This is a genomic window from Pseudolabrys sp. (assembly GCF_035943735.1).
Taxonomy (GTDB): domain Bacteria; phylum Pseudomonadota; class Alphaproteobacteria; order Rhizobiales; family Xanthobacteraceae; genus Pseudolabrys.
This window is the reverse complement of sequence record NZ_DASZBV010000008.1, coordinates 61,187-82,472: the sequence shown is the minus strand read 5'-3', so window position 1 is coordinate 82,472 and position 21,286 is coordinate 61,187. Positions and strand designations below refer to the sequence as shown.

The 21,286-nt window shown below is 67.1% G+C and carries 19 protein-coding genes and 1 tRNA gene; 13 read left to right on the top strand and 7 right to left on the bottom strand.

Annotated elements, in window-relative coordinates:
• The first annotated feature begins 70 nt into the window (after window positions 1-70).
• Together VGV41_RS05010 and VGV41_RS05005 are read left to right on the top strand one after the other, a co-directional pair.
• Window positions 71-1,180, top strand: a complete 1,110-nt coding sequence (locus VGV41_RS05010) for an enolase C-terminal domain-like protein (RefSeq protein WP_326862566.1) — start codon at window positions 71-73, stop codon at window positions 1,178-1,180.
• 176 nt (window positions 1,181-1,356) lie between these two features.
• Window positions 1,357-2,439, top strand: coding sequence for a cell wall hydrolase (locus tag VGV41_RS05005; protein WP_326862565.1), 1,083 nt, complete (start codon window positions 1,357-1,359; stop codon window positions 2,437-2,439).
• 133 nt (window positions 2,440-2,572) lie between these two features.
• On the opposite strand, the gene VGV41_RS05000 is transcribed toward VGV41_RS05005, so the two are convergent.
• The 3 genes from VGV41_RS05000 to VGV41_RS04990 form a co-directional block, all read right to left on the bottom strand.
• Window positions 2,573-3,553, bottom strand: a complete 981-nt coding sequence (locus VGV41_RS05000) for an amidohydrolase family protein (RefSeq protein ID WP_326862564.1) — start codon at window positions 3,551-3,553, stop codon at window positions 2,573-2,575.
• A gap of 108 nt (window positions 3,554-3,661) precedes the next feature.
• Window positions 3,662-3,737 (bottom strand) — tRNA-Ala (locus tag VGV41_RS04995).
• Window positions 3,738-3,807: 70 nt separating this feature from the next.
• Window positions 3,808-4,227 carry a TIGR02300 family protein gene (locus tag VGV41_RS04990; protein WP_326862563.1) on the bottom strand — a complete coding sequence of 140 codons (420 nt, stop codon included), beginning with the start codon at window positions 4,225-4,227 and terminating at the stop codon, window positions 3,808-3,810.
• Window positions 4,228-4,374: 147 nt separating this feature from the next.
• Between VGV41_RS04990 and aroA the strand changes: the two genes are divergently transcribed.
• From aroA to trpB, 8 genes are all read left to right on the top strand, one after another.
• Complete coding sequence (gene aroA / locus VGV41_RS04985) at window positions 4,375-5,706, top strand: 3-phosphoshikimate 1-carboxyvinyltransferase (RefSeq protein ID WP_326862562.1); 1,332 nt, start codon at window positions 4,375-4,377, stop codon at window positions 5,704-5,706.
• A gap of 160 nt (window positions 5,707-5,866) precedes the next feature.
• Window positions 5,867-6,505 carry a (d)CMP kinase gene (gene cmk / locus VGV41_RS04980; RefSeq protein ID WP_326862561.1) on the top strand — a complete coding sequence of 213 codons (639 nt, stop codon included), beginning with the start codon at window positions 5,867-5,869 and terminating at the stop codon, window positions 6,503-6,505.
• A 195-nt stretch (window positions 6,506-6,700) separates the two neighbouring features.
• The gene (gene rpsA / locus VGV41_RS04975) at window positions 6,701-8,422 is read left to right on the top strand and encodes a 30S ribosomal protein S1 (protein ID WP_326862560.1); all 1,722 of its coding nucleotides are present in this window, start codon (window positions 6,701-6,703) and stop codon (window positions 8,420-8,422) included.
• A gap of 170 nt (window positions 8,423-8,592) precedes the next feature.
• Window positions 8,593-9,564 carry a signal peptide peptidase SppA gene (sppA, locus tag VGV41_RS04970; protein ID WP_326862559.1) on the top strand — a complete coding sequence of 324 codons (972 nt, stop codon included), beginning with the start codon at window positions 8,593-8,595 and terminating at the stop codon, window positions 9,562-9,564.
• Between the two features lie 5 nt (window positions 9,565-9,569).
• Window positions 9,570-9,920, top strand: coding sequence for an integration host factor subunit beta (locus VGV41_RS04965; RefSeq protein WP_326862558.1), 351 nt, complete (start codon window positions 9,570-9,572; stop codon window positions 9,918-9,920).
• Between the two features lie 98 nt (window positions 9,921-10,018).
• A complete protein-coding gene (locus VGV41_RS04960) occupies window positions 10,019-10,390 on the top strand; it encodes a LapA family protein (protein WP_326862557.1) in 372 nt (123 codons plus the stop codon).
• A gap of 48 nt (window positions 10,391-10,438) precedes the next feature.
• Window positions 10,439-11,116 carry a phosphoribosylanthranilate isomerase gene (locus VGV41_RS04955; RefSeq protein ID WP_326862556.1) on the top strand — a complete coding sequence of 226 codons (678 nt, stop codon included), beginning with the start codon at window positions 10,439-10,441 and terminating at the stop codon, window positions 11,114-11,116.
• The gene (trpB, locus tag VGV41_RS04950) at window positions 11,113-12,363 is read left to right on the top strand and encodes a tryptophan synthase subunit beta (protein WP_326862555.1); all 1,251 of its coding nucleotides are present in this window, start codon (window positions 11,113-11,115) and stop codon (window positions 12,361-12,363) included. The genes VGV41_RS04955 and trpB overlap by 4 nt, the downstream gene beginning before the upstream one ends.
• Before the next feature lie 76 nt (window positions 12,364-12,439).
• Here the strand turns inward: trpB and VGV41_RS04945 are convergent, their stop codons facing one another.
• The gene (locus VGV41_RS04945; RefSeq protein ID WP_326862554.1) at window positions 12,440-12,784 is read right to left on the bottom strand and encodes an endonuclease domain-containing protein; all 345 of its coding nucleotides are present in this window, start codon (window positions 12,782-12,784) and stop codon (window positions 12,440-12,442) included.
• A gap of 72 nt (window positions 12,785-12,856) precedes the next feature.
• Between VGV41_RS04945 and trpA the strand changes: the two genes are divergently transcribed.
• The 3 genes from trpA (at window position 12,857) to VGV41_RS04930 (ending at window position 16,185) form a co-directional block, all read left to right on the top strand.
• Window positions 12,857-13,699, top strand: a complete 843-nt coding sequence (trpA, locus tag VGV41_RS04940; protein WP_326862553.1) for a tryptophan synthase subunit alpha — start codon at window positions 12,857-12,859, stop codon at window positions 13,697-13,699.
• Window positions 13,700-13,805: 106 nt separating this feature from the next.
• Window positions 13,806-14,696, top strand: a complete 891-nt coding sequence (gene accD / locus VGV41_RS04935; RefSeq protein WP_326862552.1) for an acetyl-CoA carboxylase, carboxyltransferase subunit beta — start codon at window positions 13,806-13,808, stop codon at window positions 14,694-14,696.
• A gap of 169 nt (window positions 14,697-14,865) precedes the next feature.
• The gene (locus VGV41_RS04930) at window positions 14,866-16,185 is read left to right on the top strand and encodes a folylpolyglutamate synthase/dihydrofolate synthase family protein (RefSeq protein WP_326862551.1); all 1,320 of its coding nucleotides are present in this window, start codon (window positions 14,866-14,868) and stop codon (window positions 16,183-16,185) included.
• Window positions 16,186-16,285: 100 nt separating this feature from the next.
• On the opposite strand, the gene VGV41_RS04925 is transcribed toward VGV41_RS04930, so the two are convergent.
• From VGV41_RS04925 to addA, 3 genes are all read right to left on the bottom strand, one after another.
• Window positions 16,286-17,317, bottom strand: coding sequence for an ATP-dependent DNA ligase (locus VGV41_RS04925; protein ID WP_326862550.1), 1,032 nt, complete (start codon window positions 17,315-17,317; stop codon window positions 16,286-16,288).
• Between the two features lie 97 nt (window positions 17,318-17,414).
• Window positions 17,415-17,735, bottom strand: coding sequence for a thioredoxin (gene trxA, locus VGV41_RS04920; protein ID WP_326862549.1), 321 nt, complete (start codon window positions 17,733-17,735; stop codon window positions 17,415-17,417).
• 92 nt (window positions 17,736-17,827) lie between these two features.
• Window positions 17,828-21,226, bottom strand: coding sequence for a double-strand break repair helicase AddA (addA, locus tag VGV41_RS04915; RefSeq protein ID WP_326862548.1), 3,399 nt, complete (start codon window positions 21,224-21,226; stop codon window positions 17,828-17,830).
• Window positions 21,227-21,286 lie beyond the last annotated feature (60 nt).

Below are 21,286 nucleotides of genomic sequence, written 5' to 3'. Positions count from 1 at the left end.
TGGGCGGAGGCAGTTAAGGGTTCAAGAACGGGTGCTTCTGCCGTTTCGACCGTCCTGCCGGGGAGTGACTATGCCGACCATGCCGCCGCTGCCGCCGCTCGCCATCCGCGCCATCCGCGCCAGGTCCACCGAGGTGCCGCTTACCTTCGTGCTGGGCACCAGCAAGGCCGCGCTGCGGCAGGTGCCGCTCGTCCTGATCGACCTGGAGACGGAGGAGGGGATCACCGGGCGCTCCTACCTGTTCGGCTATGTCAAAGCCTCCGCGCCGGGAATTGCTGCCATCGTCCACGAGATCGAGGCGCTCACGAAGGGCGAACGCGCCGACCCTGCGGCGCTGGGGGCGACGATCGCGCGCCGCTTTGGCCTCATCGGCGTGCAGGGCATCGTGCGCATGGCGCTCGCCGGCTTCGACGTCGCGCTGTGGGACGCCCTCGCCATTGCCGCGGGACAGCCGCTCGTCCGTTTCCTCGGCGGCGAGCCGCGGCCGATCCCGGCTTACAATAGCTGTGGCCTCGGGCTGACCGGCGACCTCGGCGCACTGGCGGCCGAAGCAGAGACCCTGCTCGGCATGGGCTTCTCGGCGGTGAAGCTTCGGCTGGGCTACGCGACACTCCACGAGGACATCGCCGCCGTGCGCGCGGTGCGCAAGCGCATCGGCGACGACGCTGCGCTGATGGTCGACTACAATCAGGCGCTTTCGCTCGACGAGGCGCTCAAGCGCGGCGGCGCGCTTGACGGCGAGAACATCTATTGGCTGGAAGAGCCGATCCGGCACGACGACTATGCCGGCGCCGCAGCACTCTGCCGTGCGCTCGAAACGCCGGTGCAACTCGGCGAAAACTTCTCGCTGCCCTTCGGCATGCAGGCCGCGCTCGAGGCCAACGCCGCCGACTACGTCATGCCGGATCTCGAGCGCATCGGCGGCGTCTCCGGCTGGCGCGAGGCCGCCGCGCTCGCCGCCGCGCGCAAGCTGCCGATGTCGTCGCATCTTTTTCCGGAAGTGAGCGCACATCTGCTCGCGGTCACGCCGACCTGCCATTACCTCGAATATGTGGACTGGGCCAACGTGCTGCTGCAAGAGCCGATCAGGATCGCCGACGGCCACGCGCTCGTGCCGGAGCGCCCGGGCAACGGCCTCGTCTGGGACGAAGCAGCGGTCGCACGTCACCAATTCTCATGAGCCGCCCGCGGCAATCGTTTACAATTGTAATTAACGACCGCGCGGCATGGTAAATTAAGCATCTACGTTTGCCTTCTTTGGTCAAAATTTTCTTAAAGTCCGTCCATAGCGCATTACCGGCCCTAGTATCGCACCGCGTTTGAGCCCCGGCGGTTCATTGCGAGCGGAGGCGAACAGTGTTGACGAGCACCATCGACTTTCATGCGTCCGATGCGACGTTCGAGGAGCGAATCTTCGTCGGCGCCAAACGCCTCTGCATCGTCTTCGCGGTCGCTGCGCTCGGGATCAGCGCTTTGGACCTGATGAATGTGCGGTCGGTCGAGGCGGCCGCCGAATTCATCCACGACCGCAACCTGAGCTTCGCGAGCCTGCGTCAAGGCCTGCAGGATTTCCAAATTCCGATCGGCTCGCATGATCAGCTCGCGCAAATCACCGTTGCGATCCCGCGCGACGTGCTTGCGGAGGTCGCCGACAAGATGCCGCTGCATTCGGGCAATGCCTCGCAGCCGGCCACGGCGCTCGAACGCATGAAAGACAACCCAGCTGTCGCCGCGCTGGCCGACGCGCGGCACGAAGACGCGATCGAAGCGGCGATGGCGCCGCCCGCGCCGCCGAAGGCGACGCTGCAACTCGCCAGCATCGATGCGACATTGCTACCGCGCGAAGTGGCGCCCGCGTCCGCGGTGCCGGAGCCGATCCAGATCAGTCTGCCGGCGCTGCTGGCGGTGCTGCCGCCGCCGGCGCCGGGCGTGCCGCCGCCGACGCCGATCGAGCGTCTGCATCTGCAGGGCAAGTCGCTGGCGCGGGCCGAGCGCTGTCTCGCCAACGCCGTCTATTTCGAAGCGCGCGACCAGCCCTTCAAGGGTCAGGTCGCCGTCGCGCAGGTGGTGATGAACCGCGTCTTCTCCGGCTTCTATCCGGAAGACGTCTGCGGCGTCATCTACCAGAACGCCGATCACCATCTCGCCTGCCAGTTCACCTTCGCCTGCGACGGCAAGCGCAAGACGATCAGCGAACGCGGCGCCTGGGCGCGCGCCAACCGCATCTCCAAGGAGACGCTCGCCGGCAAGCTCTACGAGCCGGCGGTCGGCACCGCGACGCACTATCACGCGCTCTATGTGCACCCCAACTGGGTGCGCGAGATGCACAAGCTGGTGCGCTACGGCATTCACAGCTTCTACCGGCCGATCGCCTGGGGCAACGGCTCCGACGAGCCGATCTGGTCGAAGCTGGCGCTGAAGAAAACCAGGAAGAATTGAAACGCCGTTGCGATGGTCTCTCCTGCGTCATGGCCGGGCTTGTCCCGGCCATCTCGCTTAGCGCGACAAAGCAGCGCCCGCATGATCGAGATGCGCAGGTCTAGCCCGCGCATGACCGCCGAGAGATGGTGCGTTATTTCATTTTCAGCTTGAACAGCTTGATCGCATTATCGCGGCCGATCTTGACCCGATCGGCCTCGCTGATCGCCGCCTCGTCGAACCATTCGCAGCCCTGACCGACATCCTCGAACGGCCAGTCGACCGAGAACATCACGCGTTCGACGCCGAGCTCGGCGACCGCGTTGAGCATCGACGGCGTGTGGAAGTTGCCCGACGTCGTGACGTGGAAGTGCTTGCGGAAGTAGTGGCCGACGCCGTGCTTGGCCGGATAGCGGTGCGGCTCCTTCATCCACATGTTGCGGCCGTCGATGCGCCACAGCTGCACCGGGATCCCTTCGCCGAGATGGCCGAGCACGATCTGCAAGTTCGGGCATTCGTCGAACAGGCCGGAGCCGATCAGCCGCAGCGCATGCACGGCGGTCTCGGCGGCGAAGGCCCAGTTCGGCCCCAGCATCCAGTTGTGCCCCTCGTAGCCTCGCGTCCACGACGGCAGCGGGTTGCGCGGATGCAGATAGAACGGCATGCCGAGCGCCTCGGCGGTGCGCCAGAACGCGCGATACTGCGGCAGGTCGTAATAGAGGGCGTTGTCCGGCGTGCCGGCCTGCGAGAAGCCGTTGACCAAAGCGCCGACGAAGCCGAGGTCCTTGATGCAGCGGGTCAGCTCCGCCGCGGCCGCTTCCGGGTCCTGCATCGGCAGCGCCGCGAAGCCGGCCCAGCGGTCCGGACGCTTGCGCACTTCCTCGGCGAGCACGTCGTTCGCCTGCCGGGCCACCTCGATCGCGCGCTTGACGTCGTGGATCGCCTGCACCGCCGGCGCGTTCAGCGACAGGATCATCATCTCGACGCCGTGCTTGTCCATCTCGCGCAGACGCATGCCCTGGATGTCGACGAGACGCGGGCCGAGATCGCTCCAGACGTGCGCGCCGAACACCTGCGAGTCGCCGAGCGTCGCCTCGATAGCGAAGTGTTCCTCGAGCGCGATCTTGCCGTGCATTGCGTGTCCCCCGTTTTGCTTTTGCCGCATCATGCAATGCCGTGGTGCGGGCTGTCAGCAACGCCGCAATAAAAAAGCCGCCTCGCGGCGGCTGATTTCATCCGAAGTTGGTGGAGCCAGGCGGGATCGAACCGCCGACCTCCTGCATGCCATGCAGGCGCTCTCCCAGCTGAGCTATGGCCCCGATCTCGAAACTCTGCCGCGTTGGGAACGCGCGCGGCCCGCGATGCCGGTACTTTAAACGGCAGAAAGGATCAAGTCTCTTCTTCCTTCTCGATCGTGTCGCCGATGATGTCGGTGACGTCGTCGCTGCCTTCTTCCTCTTCCTCGATGAAGGCGGCATCGTCGAGGCTCTCGTCGATCTCGACGTCCTCGTCCTCGCCGGCGGCGTCCGGTTCGGCACCGGCCGTGGCGGGCTTCTTCTTGCCCTGCTGTTCGGCTTCGGCGTCCTCGAGCGACACGAATTCGGCTTCCGCCACCTCCGGCGCGACCTCGACCTCCTGCGGCACCGGGGCGCGCGCGGCGGCTTCCGGCCGCGCACGGCTCACCGGCAGCGGCGCGATCGGAACGATCTTGCCGGTGTAGGGGGAGACGACGGGCGTCTTGTTCAGGTCGTAGAACTTACGGCCCGTGTCGGGACAGACGCGCTTGGTGCCAAGCTCGGATTTCGCCACGATTGCAGGTTCCTCGGAGATCGCCAGATCGGTGCTTCACTTGGCTAGTTGCAGGCGCGCTGTCAATAGCGGCGGCGTCCCTTCCGCCGCCAGTGACGCCGGCCGCGCACGCGTGGTAGGAGGGCCGCGTCGTCAAGGACCGGTCCCGTGCATCCATCTGAACGTTCGCCCCTTTCCGCCAGGCGCGGCGGCCCGCTCTCGGGCCGCGCCCGCGTCCCGGGCGACAAGTCGATCTCCCACCGTGCCCTGATCCTGGCGGCCATGACGGTCGGCGAGAGCACGGTGGCCGGGCTGCTGGAGGGCGAGGACGTGCTCAACACCGCGAAGGCGATGCGCGACCTCGGCGCGACCCTGACCTGCGGCGCGGACGGCCTCTGGCGTATTCACGGGGTCGGCGTCGGCGGCTTTGCCGAACCGGCCAAGCCGCTCGATTTCGGCAATTCCGGCACCGGCTGCCGGCTGGTGCTCGGGGCCGTCGCCGGCTGCCCGATCAAGGCGACCTTCGACGGAGACGCTTCCTTACGCAAACGTCCGATGCGGCGCATCGTCGACCCGCTCGCGCGCATGGGCGCACGGGTCATCGAGGCGGCTGAAGGTGGCCGCCTGCCGCTGACGATCGAAGGCGCACGCGATCCGATTCCGATCGAATACGAAACCCCGGTGCCGTCGGCACAGATCAAGTCCGCCGTGCTGCTCGCCGGCCTCGCCGCGCCGGGCGAGACCACGGTGATCGAGACGGAAGCGAGCCGCGATCACACCGAGCGCATGCTCAAGCATTTCGGCGCCAGGATCGTGTCGAAGCCGCACGGCGAACATGGTCGCCGCATCGTGCTGCAGGGTCAGCCGGAACTGGAGCCGGCCAACCTCGTGGTGCCGGCCGATCCGTCGTCCGCGGCGTTCCCGCTCGTGGCGGCGCTGATCGTGCCCGGCTCCGAACTGGTGCTCGAGAACGTGATGACCAATCCGCTGCGCACCGGCCTGTTGACGACGTTGCGCGAGATGGGCGCGAGCATCGAGAAGGTTGCGACGCGCGACGACGGCGAAGAAGTCGCCGATCTGCGCGTGGTCACCTCGAAGCTCAAAGGCGTCGAGGTGCCGCCGGAGCGCGCGCCGTCGATGATCGACGAATATCCGGTTCTCGCCGTGGCCGCGGCCTTCGCCGAAGGCGTAACGCGCATGCGCGGCTTGAAGGAGTTGCGGGTCAAGGAGAGCGACCGCCTCGAAGCAACCGCGGCCATGCTGCGCAACAACGGCGTCACTGTCGAGATCGAGGGTGACGATCTCATCGTGCACGGCAGGGGCATGGCGCAGGGCGGCGGCGAAGTCGCGACGCACATGGATCACCGCATCGCGATGTCTGCGCTGGTGATGGGCCTGGCGAGCGAGCAGCCCGTGCGCATCGACGATTCCGCCTTCATCGCCACCAGCTTCCCCGGCTTCGTCCAGCTCATGCGCTCTCTCGGGGCGGATCTTTCATGAGAAGTGCAACACACGCTCTTCACCTCCCCCTGGAGGGGGAAGGTCGATCTCGCGAAGCGAGATCGGGAGGGGGTGTTCTTTCTAATTGCAAATTCACCCCACGCCGCTCGCCGTCGCTTCGCGACGACGAGCGACCCTCCCCCTGCAGGGGAGGGTGAAGATGATCATCGCCTTCGACGGGCCGGCCGCGTCGGGCAAGGGCACGCTCGGCAAGAAGCTCGCGGCCCACTACGGCCTGCGCCATCTCGACACCGGTCTTTTGTATCGTGCGGTTGCGAAGGCCGTGCTCGATGCCGGGAAGAGCCCCGAAGACCAGAACGCCGCGCTGGCCGCTGCGCTGACGCTCGATCCGGCGCGCTTCGACGAAGCGGTGCTGAAAGCGCCCGCCGTCGGCGAGGCTGCCTCCATCGTCTCGGCCATGCCGCAGGTGCGCGCGGCGCTGCTGGCGTTCCAGCGCGAGTTTGCGGCAGTGCCGCCGGGCGCCGTCCTCGATGGACGCGACATCGGCACCGTGATCTGCCCGGGCGCCGACGTGAAGATCTTCGTCACCGCGACCCCGGAGGTGCGCGCTCGCCGCCGCGCCCTTGAATTCGCCAACGCCGGCAGGGGCATGGACGAGGCCGCGGTGCTGGCCGACATCAAGGCGCGCGACGACCGCGACATGAACCGCGCCGCCGCGCCCCTGAAACAAGCGGCGGATGCGCACTTGCTCGATACCACCGAAATGGATATATCGACGGCAATTCGGGCCGCCATCGATCTCGTCGAGGCTACCCGAGCGGGCCGAGGGCGCGGCTGACCGCCCCTCGTTGTTGGAGGACAAAGCCCCGCTCGCGCCTCTACGTGAGGCGGCCTGATCCGAACCCTCGTTCAAAAGCACGGTTTTTGCGCCGGCTCTCCGGGATTCCGGAGGCCGCTTTCGGTCTTGCGGGGCCGAAGGCCCGCGCTTTCGAACGCCATTCCAACCCGCCGGCGCTCGCTGACAGGAGATTTCATGGCCACCGCTACTGCAACCGCCCCCTCGCGTGAAGATTTCGCCGCGATGCTCGAAGAGTCCTTCACCCAGGGCAGCCCGCAAGAGGGCACCGTCGTGAAGGGCAAGATCGTCGGCATCGAGAAGGACATGGCCGTCATCGACGTCGGCGCCAAGACCGAAGGCCGCGTCGCCATGCGCGAGTTCGCCGCGCCGGGCCGCCAGGCCGATCTCAAGGTCGGCGACGAAGTCGAGGTTTATCTGGAGCGCGTCGAGAACGCGCTCGGCGAGGCGGTGCTGTCGCGCGACAAGGCGCGCCGCGAGGAGAGCTGGGGCAAGCTGGAGAAGGCCTTCAACGACAATCAGAAGGTCTCGGGCACGATCTTCAACCAGGTCAAGGGCGGCTTCACCGTCGATCTCGACGGCGCCGTCGCCTTCCTGCCGCGCTCGCAGGTCGACATCCGTCCGATCCGCGACGTGACGCCGCTGATGAACTCGCCGCAGCAGTTCCAGATCCTCAAGATGGATCGCCGCCGCGGCAATATCGTCGTGTCGCGCCGCACGGTTCTCGAAGAGACCCGCGCCGAGCAGCGCCAGGAGCTGGTGCAGAACCTCGAAGAGGGTCAGGTCATCGACGGCGTGGTCAAGAACATCACCGACTACGGTGCGTTCGTCGACCTCGGCGGCATCGACGGCCTGCTGCACGTCACCGACATCGCGTGGCGCCGCGTCAATCACCCGACCGAAGTGCTCAACATCGGTCAGCAGGTGAAGGTCAAGATCATCAAGATCAACCACGAGACGCACCGCATCTCGCTCGGCATGAAGCAACTGCTCGACGATCCGTGGCAGGGCATCGAGGCCAAGTATCCGGTCGGCACGCGCTTCAAGGGCCGCGTGACCAACATCACCGACTACGGCGCCTTCGTGGAGCTGGAGCCGGGCATCGAGGGGCTCATCCACGTCTCCGAAATGTCGTGGACCAAGAAGAACGTCCACCCGGGCAAGATCGTCTCGACCTCGCAGGAAGTCGAAGTACAGATCCTCGAGGTTGATCCGGTCAAGCGCCGCATCTCGCTCGGCCTCAAGCAGACCATGCGCAATCCGTGGGAAGTCTTCGTCGAGAAGCACCCGCCGGGTTCGGTGGTCGAGGGCGAAGTCAAGAACAAGACCGAGTTCGGCCTGTTCCTCGGCCTCGACGGCGACGTCGACGGCATGGTCCACCTCTCCGACCTCGACTGGAAGCGTCCGGGCGAGCAGGTGATCGACGAGTACAAGAAGGGCGACATGGTGCAGGCGCAGGTTCTCGACGTCGACGTCGAGAAGGAGCGCATCTCGCTCGGCGTCAAGCAGCTCGCCGGCGATCCGATGGCCTCGGGCGCCGCGGGCGAGATGAAGAAGGGCTCGGTCGTCACCTGCGAAGTGACCGAGGTGAAAGACGCCGGCATCGACGTGAAGATCGTCGATACCGACCTCGTCACCTTCATCAAGCGCGCCGATCTGGCCCGTGACCGCGCCGAGCAGCGCCCCGAGCGCTTCGCGGTCGGTCAGAGGGTCGACGCCCGCGTCACCCAGTTCGACCGCAAGACGCACAAGCTGGGCGTCTCCATCAAGGCGCTGGAAGTCGCCGAGGAGAAGGAAGCGATGGCGCAGTACGGCTCGGCCGACTCGGGCGCGTCGCTCGGCGACATCCTGGGCGCCGCGCTCAAGCAGCGCGCCGGCGAGGACAAGGCGGAAGACTGACATCTTCCGTCGCCAAATTCGGCAAAGATGACGAAACCCCCGGGGCTTGCCCCGGGGGCTTTTCTTTGTGACATGACCGTGCCCAGAATTGCCGGCAAGGATGGAATCGGCAGCCCGGGTCCTTTGGCTGAGGTTTGCCGCAACCTGTTCCGACGCGAGGAAAGCTCGTCATGTCGCTCGATGCTGATGCCATCGTCGACCGCCGCCGCATGCGGCGGAAGCTGACGTTCTGGCGCGTCACCGCCGCCGTGGTCGTGCTGCTGGCCATCGCCGGCGCCGTATTTGCGGTGAATCCCGGCCGTTTCAGCCGTCCTGGCGACTACATCGCCCGCATCCGCATCCAGGGCCTGATCCGCGACAACCAGGAGCGCGTCGAGGCATTGAACCGCTTGGGCCGGTCGCGCGCCAAGGCGGTCATCGTGCACATCGACAGCCCCGGCGGCACCACCGCCGGCTCGCAGCAGCTCTATGACGCCCTGCGCGAGCTGCAGGCGAAGAAGCCGATGGTGGTCGTGGTCGACGGACTGGCCGCCTCGGGCGCCTATATCGCGGCGCTGTCGGCCGACCACATCATCGCCGAGGATACCTCGCTGGTCGGCTCGATCGGCGTCCTGTTCCAGTTTCCGAACTTCACCGACGCGCTCAAGACAATTGGCGTCAAAGTCGAGTCGATCAAATCGTCGCCATTGAAGGCCGCCCCGAACGGGTTCGAGCCGACCAGCCCGGAAGCAAAGGCGGCGATCGAGGCGATTGTCCTCGACAGCTATGCCTGGTTCAAGAACCTGGTGCAGAGCCGCCGAAACATGACCGATGGCCAGGTTTCCGCCGTCTCCGATGGCCGCGTCTTCACCGGCCGCCAGGCCGTGCCGCTGAAGCTGATCGACGGAATCGGCAACGAAAGGACCGCGGTGACCTGGCTGGAGCAGGCGAAAAAGGTCCCGGCCAACACCCCGGTCCGCAACATTTCGCTATCGCCGCGGTTCGGCGAGCTCTCGTTCCTGCATGTCGCCGCCTGGGGCTTCAATGCAGTCGGTTTGACCGCGGTCTCGCGCTGGATGCAGGAATGGGGCGGCGACGCGGCGTTCGAGAGACTAAATCTTGACGGTCTGCTAGCCCTTTGGCACCCTCCGTCCTCTCAGTAACCCTCGTGCAGGCAAGCGGCGACATGATCAAGTCTGAACTGGTCCAGCGCATCGCCGCCCAGAACCCGCATCTCTACCAGCGCGACGTCGAGAACATCGTCAACGCGATCCTCGGTGAAATCACCGCGGCGATGGCGCGCGGCGACCGCGTCGAGCTGCGCGGCTTCGGCGCCTTTTCGGTCAAGCATCGGCCGGCGCGCACGGGGCGCAATCCGCGCACCGGCGCGCACGTGTCCGTCGACCAAAAGTCGGTGCCGTTCTTCAAGACCGGCAAGGAAATGCGCGAGCGCCTGAACCATGCGGCCGAGGCGGCCGCGTCGGCGGCTGGCCACCATCCGACCGAGGCGCATCGCTAGCGCGTCAGGCGGCGCTTGTCCGGGCCGCAGGCGGCCTTAGATTGCAGCCATCAGGGGTGTCCGGCCGGCGCAAGCCGGCCATAGCCGTGAGCCGCGCCATGTTCCGTAAGGTCGTCACCGCCATCATCGTCGTGCCGTTGGCGATCGTCATCGTCGCGTTCGCCGTCGCCAACCGGCAGGTCGTGACGGTGTCGTTCGACCCGTTCTCGTCCGCCAGTCCGGCCTACGCCGCCAGTCTGCCGCTGTTCGTGTTGATCTTCGTGCTGGTCATCCTCGGCGTCATCATCGGCGGCGTGGCCGCCTGGCTCAGGCAGGCGGCGTGGCGCCGCACCGCGCGCCGGCTCGATGCCGACGTGCGCACCCTGCATCAGGAACTTGAGGCCATGCGCCGGCGTGCCGCGGAGGAGGAGGCGCGGCGCGAGGCTGCCGTGCGAGCCACCCTTCCAGCCGTCGCGCCGCCCGCGGCCTAGCCCGACACTTTGCCGTGCCGACGATTAGGCGCTAGAACGCGCCCCACAATGGCATTGGCGATCAAAATCTGCGGCCTGACGACTCCGGACGCGCTCGACGTGGCGCTCACGGCGGGAGCCGATTTCGTCGGCTTCGTGTTCTTTCCGCCGAGCCCGCGCAATTTGGGGCTGGAGGCGGCGCGCACGCTCGGGGCGCAGGTGCAGGGGCGGGCGGGGAAGGTGGCGCTTACCGTCGACGCCAACGACGACACCATCGCCGCCGTCGTCGCCGCGCTGCAGCCCGACATGCTGCAACTGCACGGCAAGGAGACGCCGGACCGGGTGGTGGCGGTGCGCACACGTTTCGGCCTGCCGGTCATGAAGGCGCTGCCGATCGCAACCCGCGCCGACCTTGCCTCCATTCGCGTCTATTCCGACGTCGTCGACCGGCTGCTGTTCGACGCCCGCCCGCCGCCGGAAGCCACGCGTCCCGGCGGCCTCGGCGTCAGCTTCGACTGGACGCTGCTCAAGGATATCAAGCCCGGCGTGCCTTGGATGCTGTCCGGCGGCCTCGACGCTGGCAACGTCGCCGAAGCGATTGCGCTCACCGGCGCCCCTGGCGTCGATGTCTCGTCCGGCGTCGAGCGCGCGCCCGGCGAAAAGGACGTCGGCAAAATCCGCGCCTTCATTCGCGCCGCGCGCATGGCCGAGGCGCCTCTCGATCTGACGAAAGCATCCATCGTATGAGCGTTCAGCAGCAGCCCAACTCGTTCCGCACCGGTCCCGACGAGCGCGGGCACTTCGGCATCTATGGCGGCCGCTTCGTCGCCGAGACGCTGATGCCGCTGATCCTCGATCTGGAGCGCGCCTACACCGAGGCCAAGGCCGACCCGGCTTTCAAGAAGGAAATGGACGGCCATCTCGCGACCTATGTCGGCCGGCCGTCGCCGCTCTATTTTGCCGAGCGCCTCACCGAGCACTGTAGAAGCGTTAAGACGGCCTCCGGCCTTTCGGGCGGCGCGAAAATCTACTTCAAGCGCGAAGAGCTCAACCACACCGGCGCGCACAAGGTGAACAACGTGCTCGGCCAGATCATGCTGGCCAGGCGCATGGGCAAGACGCGCATCATCGCCGAGACCGGCGCCGGCATGCACGGCGTCGCGACCGCGACGCTCTGCGCCAAGTTCGGTCTGCCGTGCATCGTCTACATGGGTGCGGTGGACGTCGAGCGGCAGAAGCCCAACGTTCTGCGCATGCGCATGCTCGGCGCCGAGGTGCGTCCGGTCACGTCCGGCTCGAAGACGCTCAAGGACGCGATGAACGAGGCGCTGCGCGACTGGGTGACGAACGTCGCCGACACGTTCTACTGCATCGGCACGGTGGCCGGTCCGCATCCCTATCCGGCGATGGTACGCGACTTCCAGTCGATCATCGGCCGCGAGACGCGTGAGCAGATCATGGCCGCCGAAGGCCGCCTGCCGGATTCGCTGGTCGCCTGCATCGGCGGCGGCTCCAACGCGATGGGCCTGTTTCATCCATTCCTCGACGACCGCGCCATCGAGATCTACGGCGTCGAGGCCGCCGGCCACGGCATTCCGAGCGGCCAGCACGCGGCCTCGATCGCTGGCGGCAAGCCCGGCGTGCTGCATGGCAATCGCACGTATCTCTTGATGGACGCCGACGGCCAGATCATGGAGGCGCATTCGATTTCGGCCGGCCTCGATTATCCGGGCATCGGTCCCGAGCACGCCTGGCTCAGCGACATGGGTCGGGTCACTTTCCTCTCCGCCACCGATCGCGAAGCGGTCGAGGCGTTCCAGTTGTGCAGCAAGCTCGAAGGCATCATCCCCGCGCTCGAGCCGGCGCATGCGCTCGCCAAGGTGTTCGAGCTCGCGCCGCAAAAGCCGAAGGATCACCTGATGGTGGTCAACGTCTCCGGCCGCGGCGACAAGGACCTCGACAGCGTAGCGGCGTGGCTGGAAACGCACCGATGAGGGCGGAGAGGCAGTGTTACCTCTCCCCGATGGGGAGAGGTCGCTCGCGAAGCGAGCGGGTGAGGGGGGCCTGCCCTCACATCGGCCGCAGTGTCTGGTCGATCATGTCAAGCACGCCGCCGAGGTTCTCGTACACATCGATGTTCGATACGCGCACGACATTGTATCCGAATGCTTCGAGTATCCGCGTGCGCTCTGCATCGCGGAAGAGCTCGCGGTCGGTTTCGTGCGTGACCCCGTCCACCTCGACGATCAGCCTGCCTTCGACGGTGACGAAATCGACGACGTATCTATCGATCGGATGCTGCCTCCGGAATTTCCAAGCGGCCAGGCGTCGCCCGCGCAAGGCTTGCCAGAGCCGTGCCTCGGCACTCGTCTGTGACGCCCGGAGCTTGCGCGCTCTCTGCCTGAAGCGCTCCATCCCCCTCACCCGGCCGCTGCGCGGCCGACCTCTCCCCTCCGGGGAGAGGTGTAACACAGGTCGTGCCGCGGCATGAGTACAAGAATTGAAAAACGCTTCGCCAAGCTGAAGGCGGAAGGGCGCGCGGCGCTGGTCACCTTCACCATGGCCGGAGATCCCGACACGGCGACGTCACTCGCCGTCATCAAGGCGCTGCCGAAGGCCGGCGCCGATATGCTCGAGATCGGCATGCCGTTCACCGATCCGATGGCCGACGGTCCGGCGATCCAGGCGTCCGGCGTGCGCGCGCTCGTCGCCGGGCAGACCATGATCAAGACGCTTGCCATGGTGCGCGACTTCCGCGCCGCCGATAACGACACGCCGATCGTGCTGATGGGCTATTACAATCCGATCTACATCTACGGCGTCGACAAATTCCTCGTCGACGCCAAGGCGGCCGGCGTCGATGGGCTCATCGTCGTGGATCTGCCGCCGGAAGAGGACGACGAGCTCTGCATCCCGGCGCTGAAGGCCGGATTGAATTTCATCCGCCTCGCCACGCCGACCACCGACGACAAGCGGCTGCCCGCGGTACTGAACAACACCTCGGGCTTCGTTTACTATGTCTCGATCACCGGCATCACCGGTTCCGCCGCGCCCGATCCAGGCAAGGTTTCGGCCGCGGTCGGCCGCATCAAGAAGCACACGACGCTGCCGGTGGCGGTCGGCTTCGGCGTTCGCGACGCGGCGAGCGCCCGCGCCATCGCCGCCGGCGCCGATGCTGTGGTGGTCGGCTCCGCCCTGGTCGAGGTGGTGCGCAAGAGCCTCGACAAGGACGGCAAGGCCCAGGCGCATACGGTCAAGGCGGTCGCCGAGCTGGTGGCGGAGCTGGCCGATGGCGTACGCAGCGCCAAAAGGGTCATGGCGACGCCATAAACCATGGTTACCCGTCGGTAGCGGGGCTTTCCGCAATCCGACGATCAGGTAAGTCTATTTGCAGTTTTCAATGGATACCCGGCTCGGACCGGGGCATGACAAGGCCATGAACTGGATCTCGAACGTCGTCCGGCCGAAAATCCGCAGTTTCCTACGTCGCGAGACGCCGGAAAACCTCTGGATCAAGTGTCCTGAGACCGGCCAGCTCGTCTTCTACAAGGACGTCGAGGCCAACCAGTTCGTCATCCCGTCGTCGAACTATCACATGCGCATCAGCGCGCCGGCGCGGCTGAAAAGCGTGTTCGACAACGGCGAGTACGAGGACCTGCTGCTGCCGGACGTGCCGGTCGATCCGCTGCGCTTCCGCGACGAGCGTCGTTACGCCGATCGCCTCAAGGACGCGCGCACGAAGACCGGGCTGCAGGACGCGGTGAAGGTCGGCGTCGGCATGCTCGAAGGTCTGCGGGTGACGATCGGCGTTCAGGATTTCGATTTCATGGGCGGTTCGCTCGGCATGGCCGCAGGCGAAGCCTTCATCAAGGGCGTCGAGACGGCGGTACAGCGCGAGACGCCGTTCATCATGTTCGCGGCCTCGGGCGGCGCGCGCATGCAGGAAGGCATCCTGTCGCTGATGCAACTGCCGCGTACCACCGTCGGCGTGCAGATGCTGCGCGAGGCGCGGAAACCGTACATCGTCGTGCTCACCAATCCGACCACCGGCGGCGTCACCGCGTCCTACGCCATGTTGGGCGACGTTCACATCGCAGAGCCGGGTGCATTGATCGGCTTCGCCGGCCCGCGCGTCATCGAGCAGACGATCCGCGAGAAGCTGCCCGAGGGTTTCCAGCGCGCCGAATATCTCACCGCGCACGGTATGGTGGACATGGTCGTGCATCGGCACAAACTGCGCGAGACGCTCGCGCGCCTCTGCCGCGTGCTGACCAAGGCGCCGGCGCCTCTGCCGCAGCCCAGCCTGCCGGTTCCCGCGCACGCGTAGTTACCTCCCCCGGCGAAGTGGTGGGGGAGAGTCGATTTGCATCGCGCTGGCGATGCAAATCGGGGTGGGGGGCATTACCTTAACGGCAGCGAAGAGCCCCCACCCCCGACCCCTCCCCACCCTCGCAAGGGCTCGTGGGGGAGGGGAGAACGCCGTCACCCCGTATCCCATGACCCACATCGACTCCATTCTTGACCGGCTGACGGCGCTGCATCCCAAGCGCATCGATCTGTCGCTCGAGCGCATCGAGACGCTGCTCGCGGCGCTCGGTCACCCCGAGCGGAACTTGCCGCCGGTCATCCATGTCGCCGGCACCAACGGCAAGGGGTCGACCGTCACGTTTCTGCGCTCAATTCTCGAAGCGGCGGGGCTGTCGGTGCACACCTACACGTCGCCGCATCTCGTGCGCTTCAACGAGCGCTTCCGCATCGGCGGGAAGGGCGAAGGCAAGTTCGTCTCCGACCAGGAGCTTGCTGCCGCGATGGAGGACTGCGAGCGCGCCAATGCCAGCCGGCCGATCACGGTGTTCGAGATCACGACCGCGGCAGGCATGCTGCTGTTCTCGCGCAATCCGGCCGACGTGCTTGTGCTGGAAGTGGGCCTCGGCGGCCGCCTCGATGCCACCAATGTCATCGAACAGCCGCTGGCCAGCGTCATCACGCGCATCTCGATCGACCACACCGACTTCCTCGGCACGAGCCTGGCGCAGATCGCCGCCGAGAAGGCCGGCATCATGAAGCGCAACGTGCCGGCGATCGTCGCCGCGCAGCATCGCGATGCACTGCAGGTGATCGAGCGGCAGGCGGCCCGGCTTAGTGCGCCGCTGCGCATCGCCGGTGAGGACTTCACCGCGACCGAGGAGCGCGGCCGCCTCGTCTATCAGGACGACAACGGCCTGCTCGATCTGCCGCCGCCGCGGCTCTACGGCCGCCATCAATACGAGAATGCCGGGCTCGCAATCGCGACGTTGCGCGCAATCGAGCGCTTCCGCATTCCGCACGCGGCCTACGAGACCGGCATCGCCAGGGCCGACTGGCCGGCGCGCATGAACCGGCTGACGCAGGGCGCGCTGGTCGATCTGGCGCCGGCGGGCAGCGAAGTCTGGCTCGACGGCGGGCACAATCCGGATGGCGGCCGCGCTGTCGCCGCGGCCTTTGCCGATCTGGAGGAACGCGTGTCGCGGCCGCTGGTCATGATCGTCGGCATGCTGGCGAGCAAGGACTGCGAGGGCTTCCTGCGCAATTTTACCGGGCTGGCGCGCCGCATGATCGCGGTGCCGGTGCCGGGCTCGGAGAAGAGCGTGCCGGCCGAAGCGCTGGCGGACACCGCGCGCGGCATCGGCCTGTCGGCGACCAGTCGCGACACCATCGCGGAAGCGTTCGAGGCCGTGCGCAAGCTCGATCTCGATCCGCCGCCGCGCGTGCTGATTACCGGCTCGCTGTATCTCGCCGGCGAAGTGCTCAAGCAGAACGGGACGTTGCCGCAGTAGCGGGACAGGCGTGTCCCGGGCGCAGTGCGGCGCGTAGCGGTGCACTGCAGACCCGGGACCCCGGTGCTCCGTGCTGCGTCGCGTCCGGGGCACGCAAGAGCTACTTCAGCAACCTCATCAAGTCCGCTTGCTTCGCGCCCGCCACCTGCTCCGTCGTGCACTGCCGCGGCGCCTTGTCCGGCCGCCAGCGCAACAGACGTGGGCCGTGGCGGAACCGGCCGCCGGAGAAATGATCGTAGCAGACCTCGACCACGAGCTTCGGCTTGAGCGGTTGCCACTCCGACGAGCGCTTGGTCGACCAGCGGCTCGGGCCGCCGGGCTTGTCGCCGGTGAAGCCGGGCGGGCCGATCAGCTTTTCGAGCTTCTCGGTCAGCGCTTTCTTCTCGCCGCCCTTGAGCGACGAGGTGAAGCCGACATGGTCGAGCAGGCCTTCGTCGTTGTAGAGGCCGAGCAGCAGCGAGCCGACCGTCTTCCTGCCTTCGTTGTAGCGGAAGCCGCCGACCACGCAGTCGGCCGAGCGGTAGTTCTTGATCTTCTGCATGCCATGGCGGTTGCCGCTCGCGTAGGCGAGGTCACGGCGCTTGGCGATGATGCCGTCGAGCGTGGCGCCGACCTGAGTCAGCCACTTCTTCGCGTCGGCAAGCTTCGTCGTCGCCGGCGACAGGCGGAAGGCCTTGTGGCCTTTCAGAGTCCTCTTGGCGAAGACGTCGAGTGCCCTGCGCCGGTCGCGCAATGCTTCATCGGTGAGATCGTCTTCATCGGCCGCGAGCAGGTCGAACACGATCATCAGCGCCGGCGTCTCGGCGGCGAGCCTTCTTACCCGGCTCGCCGCCGGATGGATGCGCTGCAGCAGCGCATCGAATGAAAAGGCGCGTCCCTGCGGCACGACGATTTCGCCGTCGAGCACGAAGCGCTTGGCCTTCAGCGCGGCGGCTGCCTCGACCAACTCGGGGAAGTAGCGCGTCAGTGACTGTCCGGATTTCGACTGCAATTCGATCCTGTCGCCGTCGCGGAACAGCAGGCAGCGGAAACCGTCCCATTTCGGCTCGTATTGCCAGTCCTTGCCCTCCGGGATCGTGTCCACGGACAGGGCTTCCATCGGCGCGAAGGGCTGTTTGAGCGGCAGGGTCATGCGCTCTGCATAACGCGCATGGGGCGTTGGGGTTTGCCCAAACAAAAATGGCCGGGACGATGCCCGGCCATTGGAAATACTCACATCGGTCGACGGGTCAGACGCCCGACGAAATCCACTGCTGCAGCTTCTGCTTCGGCGCGGCGCCGACCTGGCGCGAGGCGATCTCGCCGTTCTTGAACATCATCAAGGTCGGGATCGACATGATGCCGTATTGCGCGGCGACCTTCGGGTTCTCGTCGACGTTGAGCTTGACGATCTTGACCTTGTCGCCGAGCGCGCCGGCGATCTCCTCCAGGGCCGGGGCGATCATGCGGCAGGGGCCGCACCACTCGGCCCAGAAGTCGACGACCACCGGCTCCTTGGCCTTCAGCACGTCCGCCTCGAAGCTCGCATCCGAAACCTTGCCGACGGCCATGGGACTACCTCGTCTTGTATATGGCGGCGCGCGTCGCGCCATGAATAGGAGCGCAGAACCTATGGAGGGCTCCGCGCAGCGTCAAGGCGGCCTCACGCGGGCTTGACCTGCGCCAGGGCGGCGTCCAGCGCCGCCGACGAAATCTCCATCAGATCAGGGACTTCGGTCCAGACCAGCGCGGCGCGAACAGGACGATCGGGGTAAAGCCGCGCGAGCAGCGCGCGGTAGAGCGCGATCTGGCGGAGGTAGGGCTTCGGCACGTCCTCGATTCGGCGCGGCGCGGGGCGATTCGTCTTGAAGTCGGCGATCAAAACTTCGTCCGCCGTCACCACCAGCCGGTCGATCTGGCCGCTGACGCGCACCGCCGCACCGTTTGCGAGCACGAGCCGGCCGACGATCGGCACCTCGGCGCGGCTGCCGGGCGCATACAGCGCGCGGAAGTCGGCGTGCGCGACGAGGTGCAGCACCTGGCCGGCGATGGTCGCGCGCTCCTCGGGCGGCAAAGCGTTGCCGGCGCGCGCGAGGAAGTCCTCGGCCGCCGCGCGGCGCCGTTCGGCCGGGATGTCCGGCAGCGACTGCATCAGCCGGTGCGTCAGCGAGCCGCGCAGCAGCGCCTGGGCTGAAGCGGGCGCCGGGGCGCGCCTGACCGCGTCCTCCTCGGTGCTCGACGGCGTGATGGTGCGCGCGGCGGGCTTCTCCTGCGGCGCGTCGCGCGTGAGCCAGGCCGGTACCGTAACCGGCTCCGACGACGGCTCGTGGCCTTCGGCCGCGCGCAGCGATTCAGCCTCGCCCTTGCGATAGCGCAGCACGTCGCCCACGCCGTCGTCGGCCGGCTCGCTGACGCACGCGCCTTCGAGCGCGTCGCGCACGAGCTGGTACCAGCAGCCGTCGGGGATCTTCCTGTCGCTCTTGGTGCCGCAGACGATCAGCCGCTCGGCGGCGCGCGTCATCGCGACGTAGAGCAGGCGGCGGTATTCGTCGCGCGCGGCATCCTCGAGGCGCGTGCGCGCCGCGGCGATGGCGTCGGTGTCGTCCTGCTTGCGCTTGGCCCACACCACGCTGCCCGATTCAAGCGGCAAGAGCTTCGGCGGATGCGAACCCTTCGGGTCGGTGGTGGTATCGGCGAGGATGACGGTGTTGGCCTCCAGCCCCTTGGCGCCGTGCACGGTCATCACCCGCACCTCGTCGCGCGCCAGTTCCATGTCGCGTCGCACCTCGCTCTCGGCGCGCCGCAGCCAGGCGAGGAAGCCCTGCAGCGACGGCGTCTCGCGCTGCTCGTAGTCGAGCGCAAGATTGAGGAATTCGTCGAGCGCGTCGTTCGCCTCCGGCCCGAGCCGGGCGAGGATGCGGGCGCGGCCACGTCCGCCGCCGAGCACGTGTGCGAAGAAGCCGAAGGGCGACTGCGAGCGCGCGACCTGCGCGAGCGTGTCAACCGCGCGGCTCGTCGCCGCGAAGGCGGGATTGTCGCGCAGGCTCTTGCGCAGCGAACCCTTGCGGTTCCACGCGAGCTCGAACAACTGCTCCTCGCTCAAGCCGAACAGCGGGCTCTTGAGCGCGCAGGCGAGCGCCAGGTCGTCCTCGGGCAGCAGCAGCGCGTCGGCGAGCGCCATCAGGTCCATGACCGCGATGTGCTGCGTCAGCACCAGCCGGTCGGCGCCGGCGACCGGCACGCCGGCGTCCTTGAGCGCGCGGATGATCGCCTCGAACAGCGGCCCGCGCTGGCGCACCAGGATGAGCGCGTCGCCGGCTTTCAGCCCGCGCGCCATCCAGAGCTTGAGATGATCGGCGATGCGGCGCGCGAGCCTGACGCGCGGCGACACCTCGCTCTCGAGATCGAACGGCGCGTCCCAGCCCTCGATCTCTTTCTCGCGCCTTTCCGGCGCTTCGAGATCCCACACTTCGACCAGGCCCGGCGCGGCATCGGGTAACGATTGGTGCGCCGGCACGCCGGCGTCGTCGGTGGTGATGCTGGCGTAGATGTCGCGCGCCTCGAACACGCGGTCGACCGAGCCGAGCACGTTGGCGCCCGAGCGGAACGAGTGGTGGAAGCGCAGATAGCGCCAGCCGAGCTCCGCGCGGTTGAACTGGCGCTCGAACAGATGACGCATCTCGTCGAACGCTTTCGGCGACGCGCCCTGGAAGGAGAAGATCGACTGCTTCTCGTCACCGACCGCGAAGATCGTGCGCTTGACGTTCTCGCGCGCGCCGCCGGGCGTGAACTCGGAGCAGATGGTTTCGATGATCTTCCACTGGCTCGGGCTGGTGTCCTGCGCCTCGTCGATCAGCACGTGGTCGATGCCGAGGTCGAGCTTGTACAGCACCCAGGCGGCCGTGGCGCGCGAGAACAGCTCGAGCGTCTTGTCGATGAGGTCGTCGTAGTCGAGAAGGCCGCGGCGGTCCTTCTCCTGGCGGTACCGACCGATCACTTCGTCGGCGATGGTGACCAGCGCGCGTGTGCGCTCGCGTGCCGCCAGCGCGCGCTCGCGGGCGAGCAGACGGCAGACGCGATCCTGCTCCGCCTGCAGACGGTCGAGCCATTCGGGATGGTTCTGTGCGATCGATTTGGTGACAAGGTTTTTCCGCGGCGCGAGTTCGGTCGTGCAGAAGATTTTCAGATATTCGTCTACGCGCTCGCGGCCGGAGGCGGCGCGCGCCGCGTGCAGCGCTGCGACATGCTTCTTGTCGCTGGAGAGACCGGATTCGAGCACCTCGATCAGCAGCGGCCATTCCTGCATCGGGATGAGCGAAGCGGCGAAGAAATCGTCCTCGACGCTTTCAAGCGTCTCGGCGGGATCGACCCCGAGTTCGCGCGACAGCTCGGCCATGGCGCCGTCGACGCCGCCTGTGCGTCGCAGCCAGTCGGCGAGCGCGTCGCGCTCGCGGATGGCGTCATTGATGACGTCCTTGAAAGTCTGGTCGGCGGCGACGACGATCGCCCGCGCCAGCGCGCGGCCGAGCGCGCTCTCCGCATTGGCGGCGGCTTCCTGCAGAATCTCGAGCGTCAGCCGATCCAGTGTTTCCTTCGTCGTCGCCTCGTCGAGCACGCTGAAGCGCGCGGCGACGTTGGCCTCGAACGGGAACTGGTGCAGCAGCCGTGTGCAGAAGGCGTGGATGGTCTGCACCTTCAGGCCGCCCGGCGTCTCCAGCGCCGAGGCGAACAGCCGGCGCGCCCGCGCGCGCTCCGACGGGCCGGGCTTCCTGCCGGTCGACAGGCGAATGCGCTCGTCCAGCGCGCCGTCGTCGAGCACCGCCCAGTCGGCGAGCGTGCCGAAGACGCGGTTCGCCATATTGGCGGCGGCGGCCTTGGTGAAGGTGATGCAGAGAATCTTCGCCGGGTCGCAGCCGCGCAGCAGCAAATTAATGACGCGCTGCGCCAGCACGTGCGTCTTGCCGGAGCCGGCATTGGCCGAGACGAAGGCCGAGATCTCCGGATCGGCGGCGGCGATCTGCACGTTGCGCACGGTGTCGGGAATGGTGCGAGGGGAGGTCATGGCCGGACCGCGCAATCGACTTTCTTCAACCCTCCCCCCGCGAAGCGGTGGGGAGGGTCG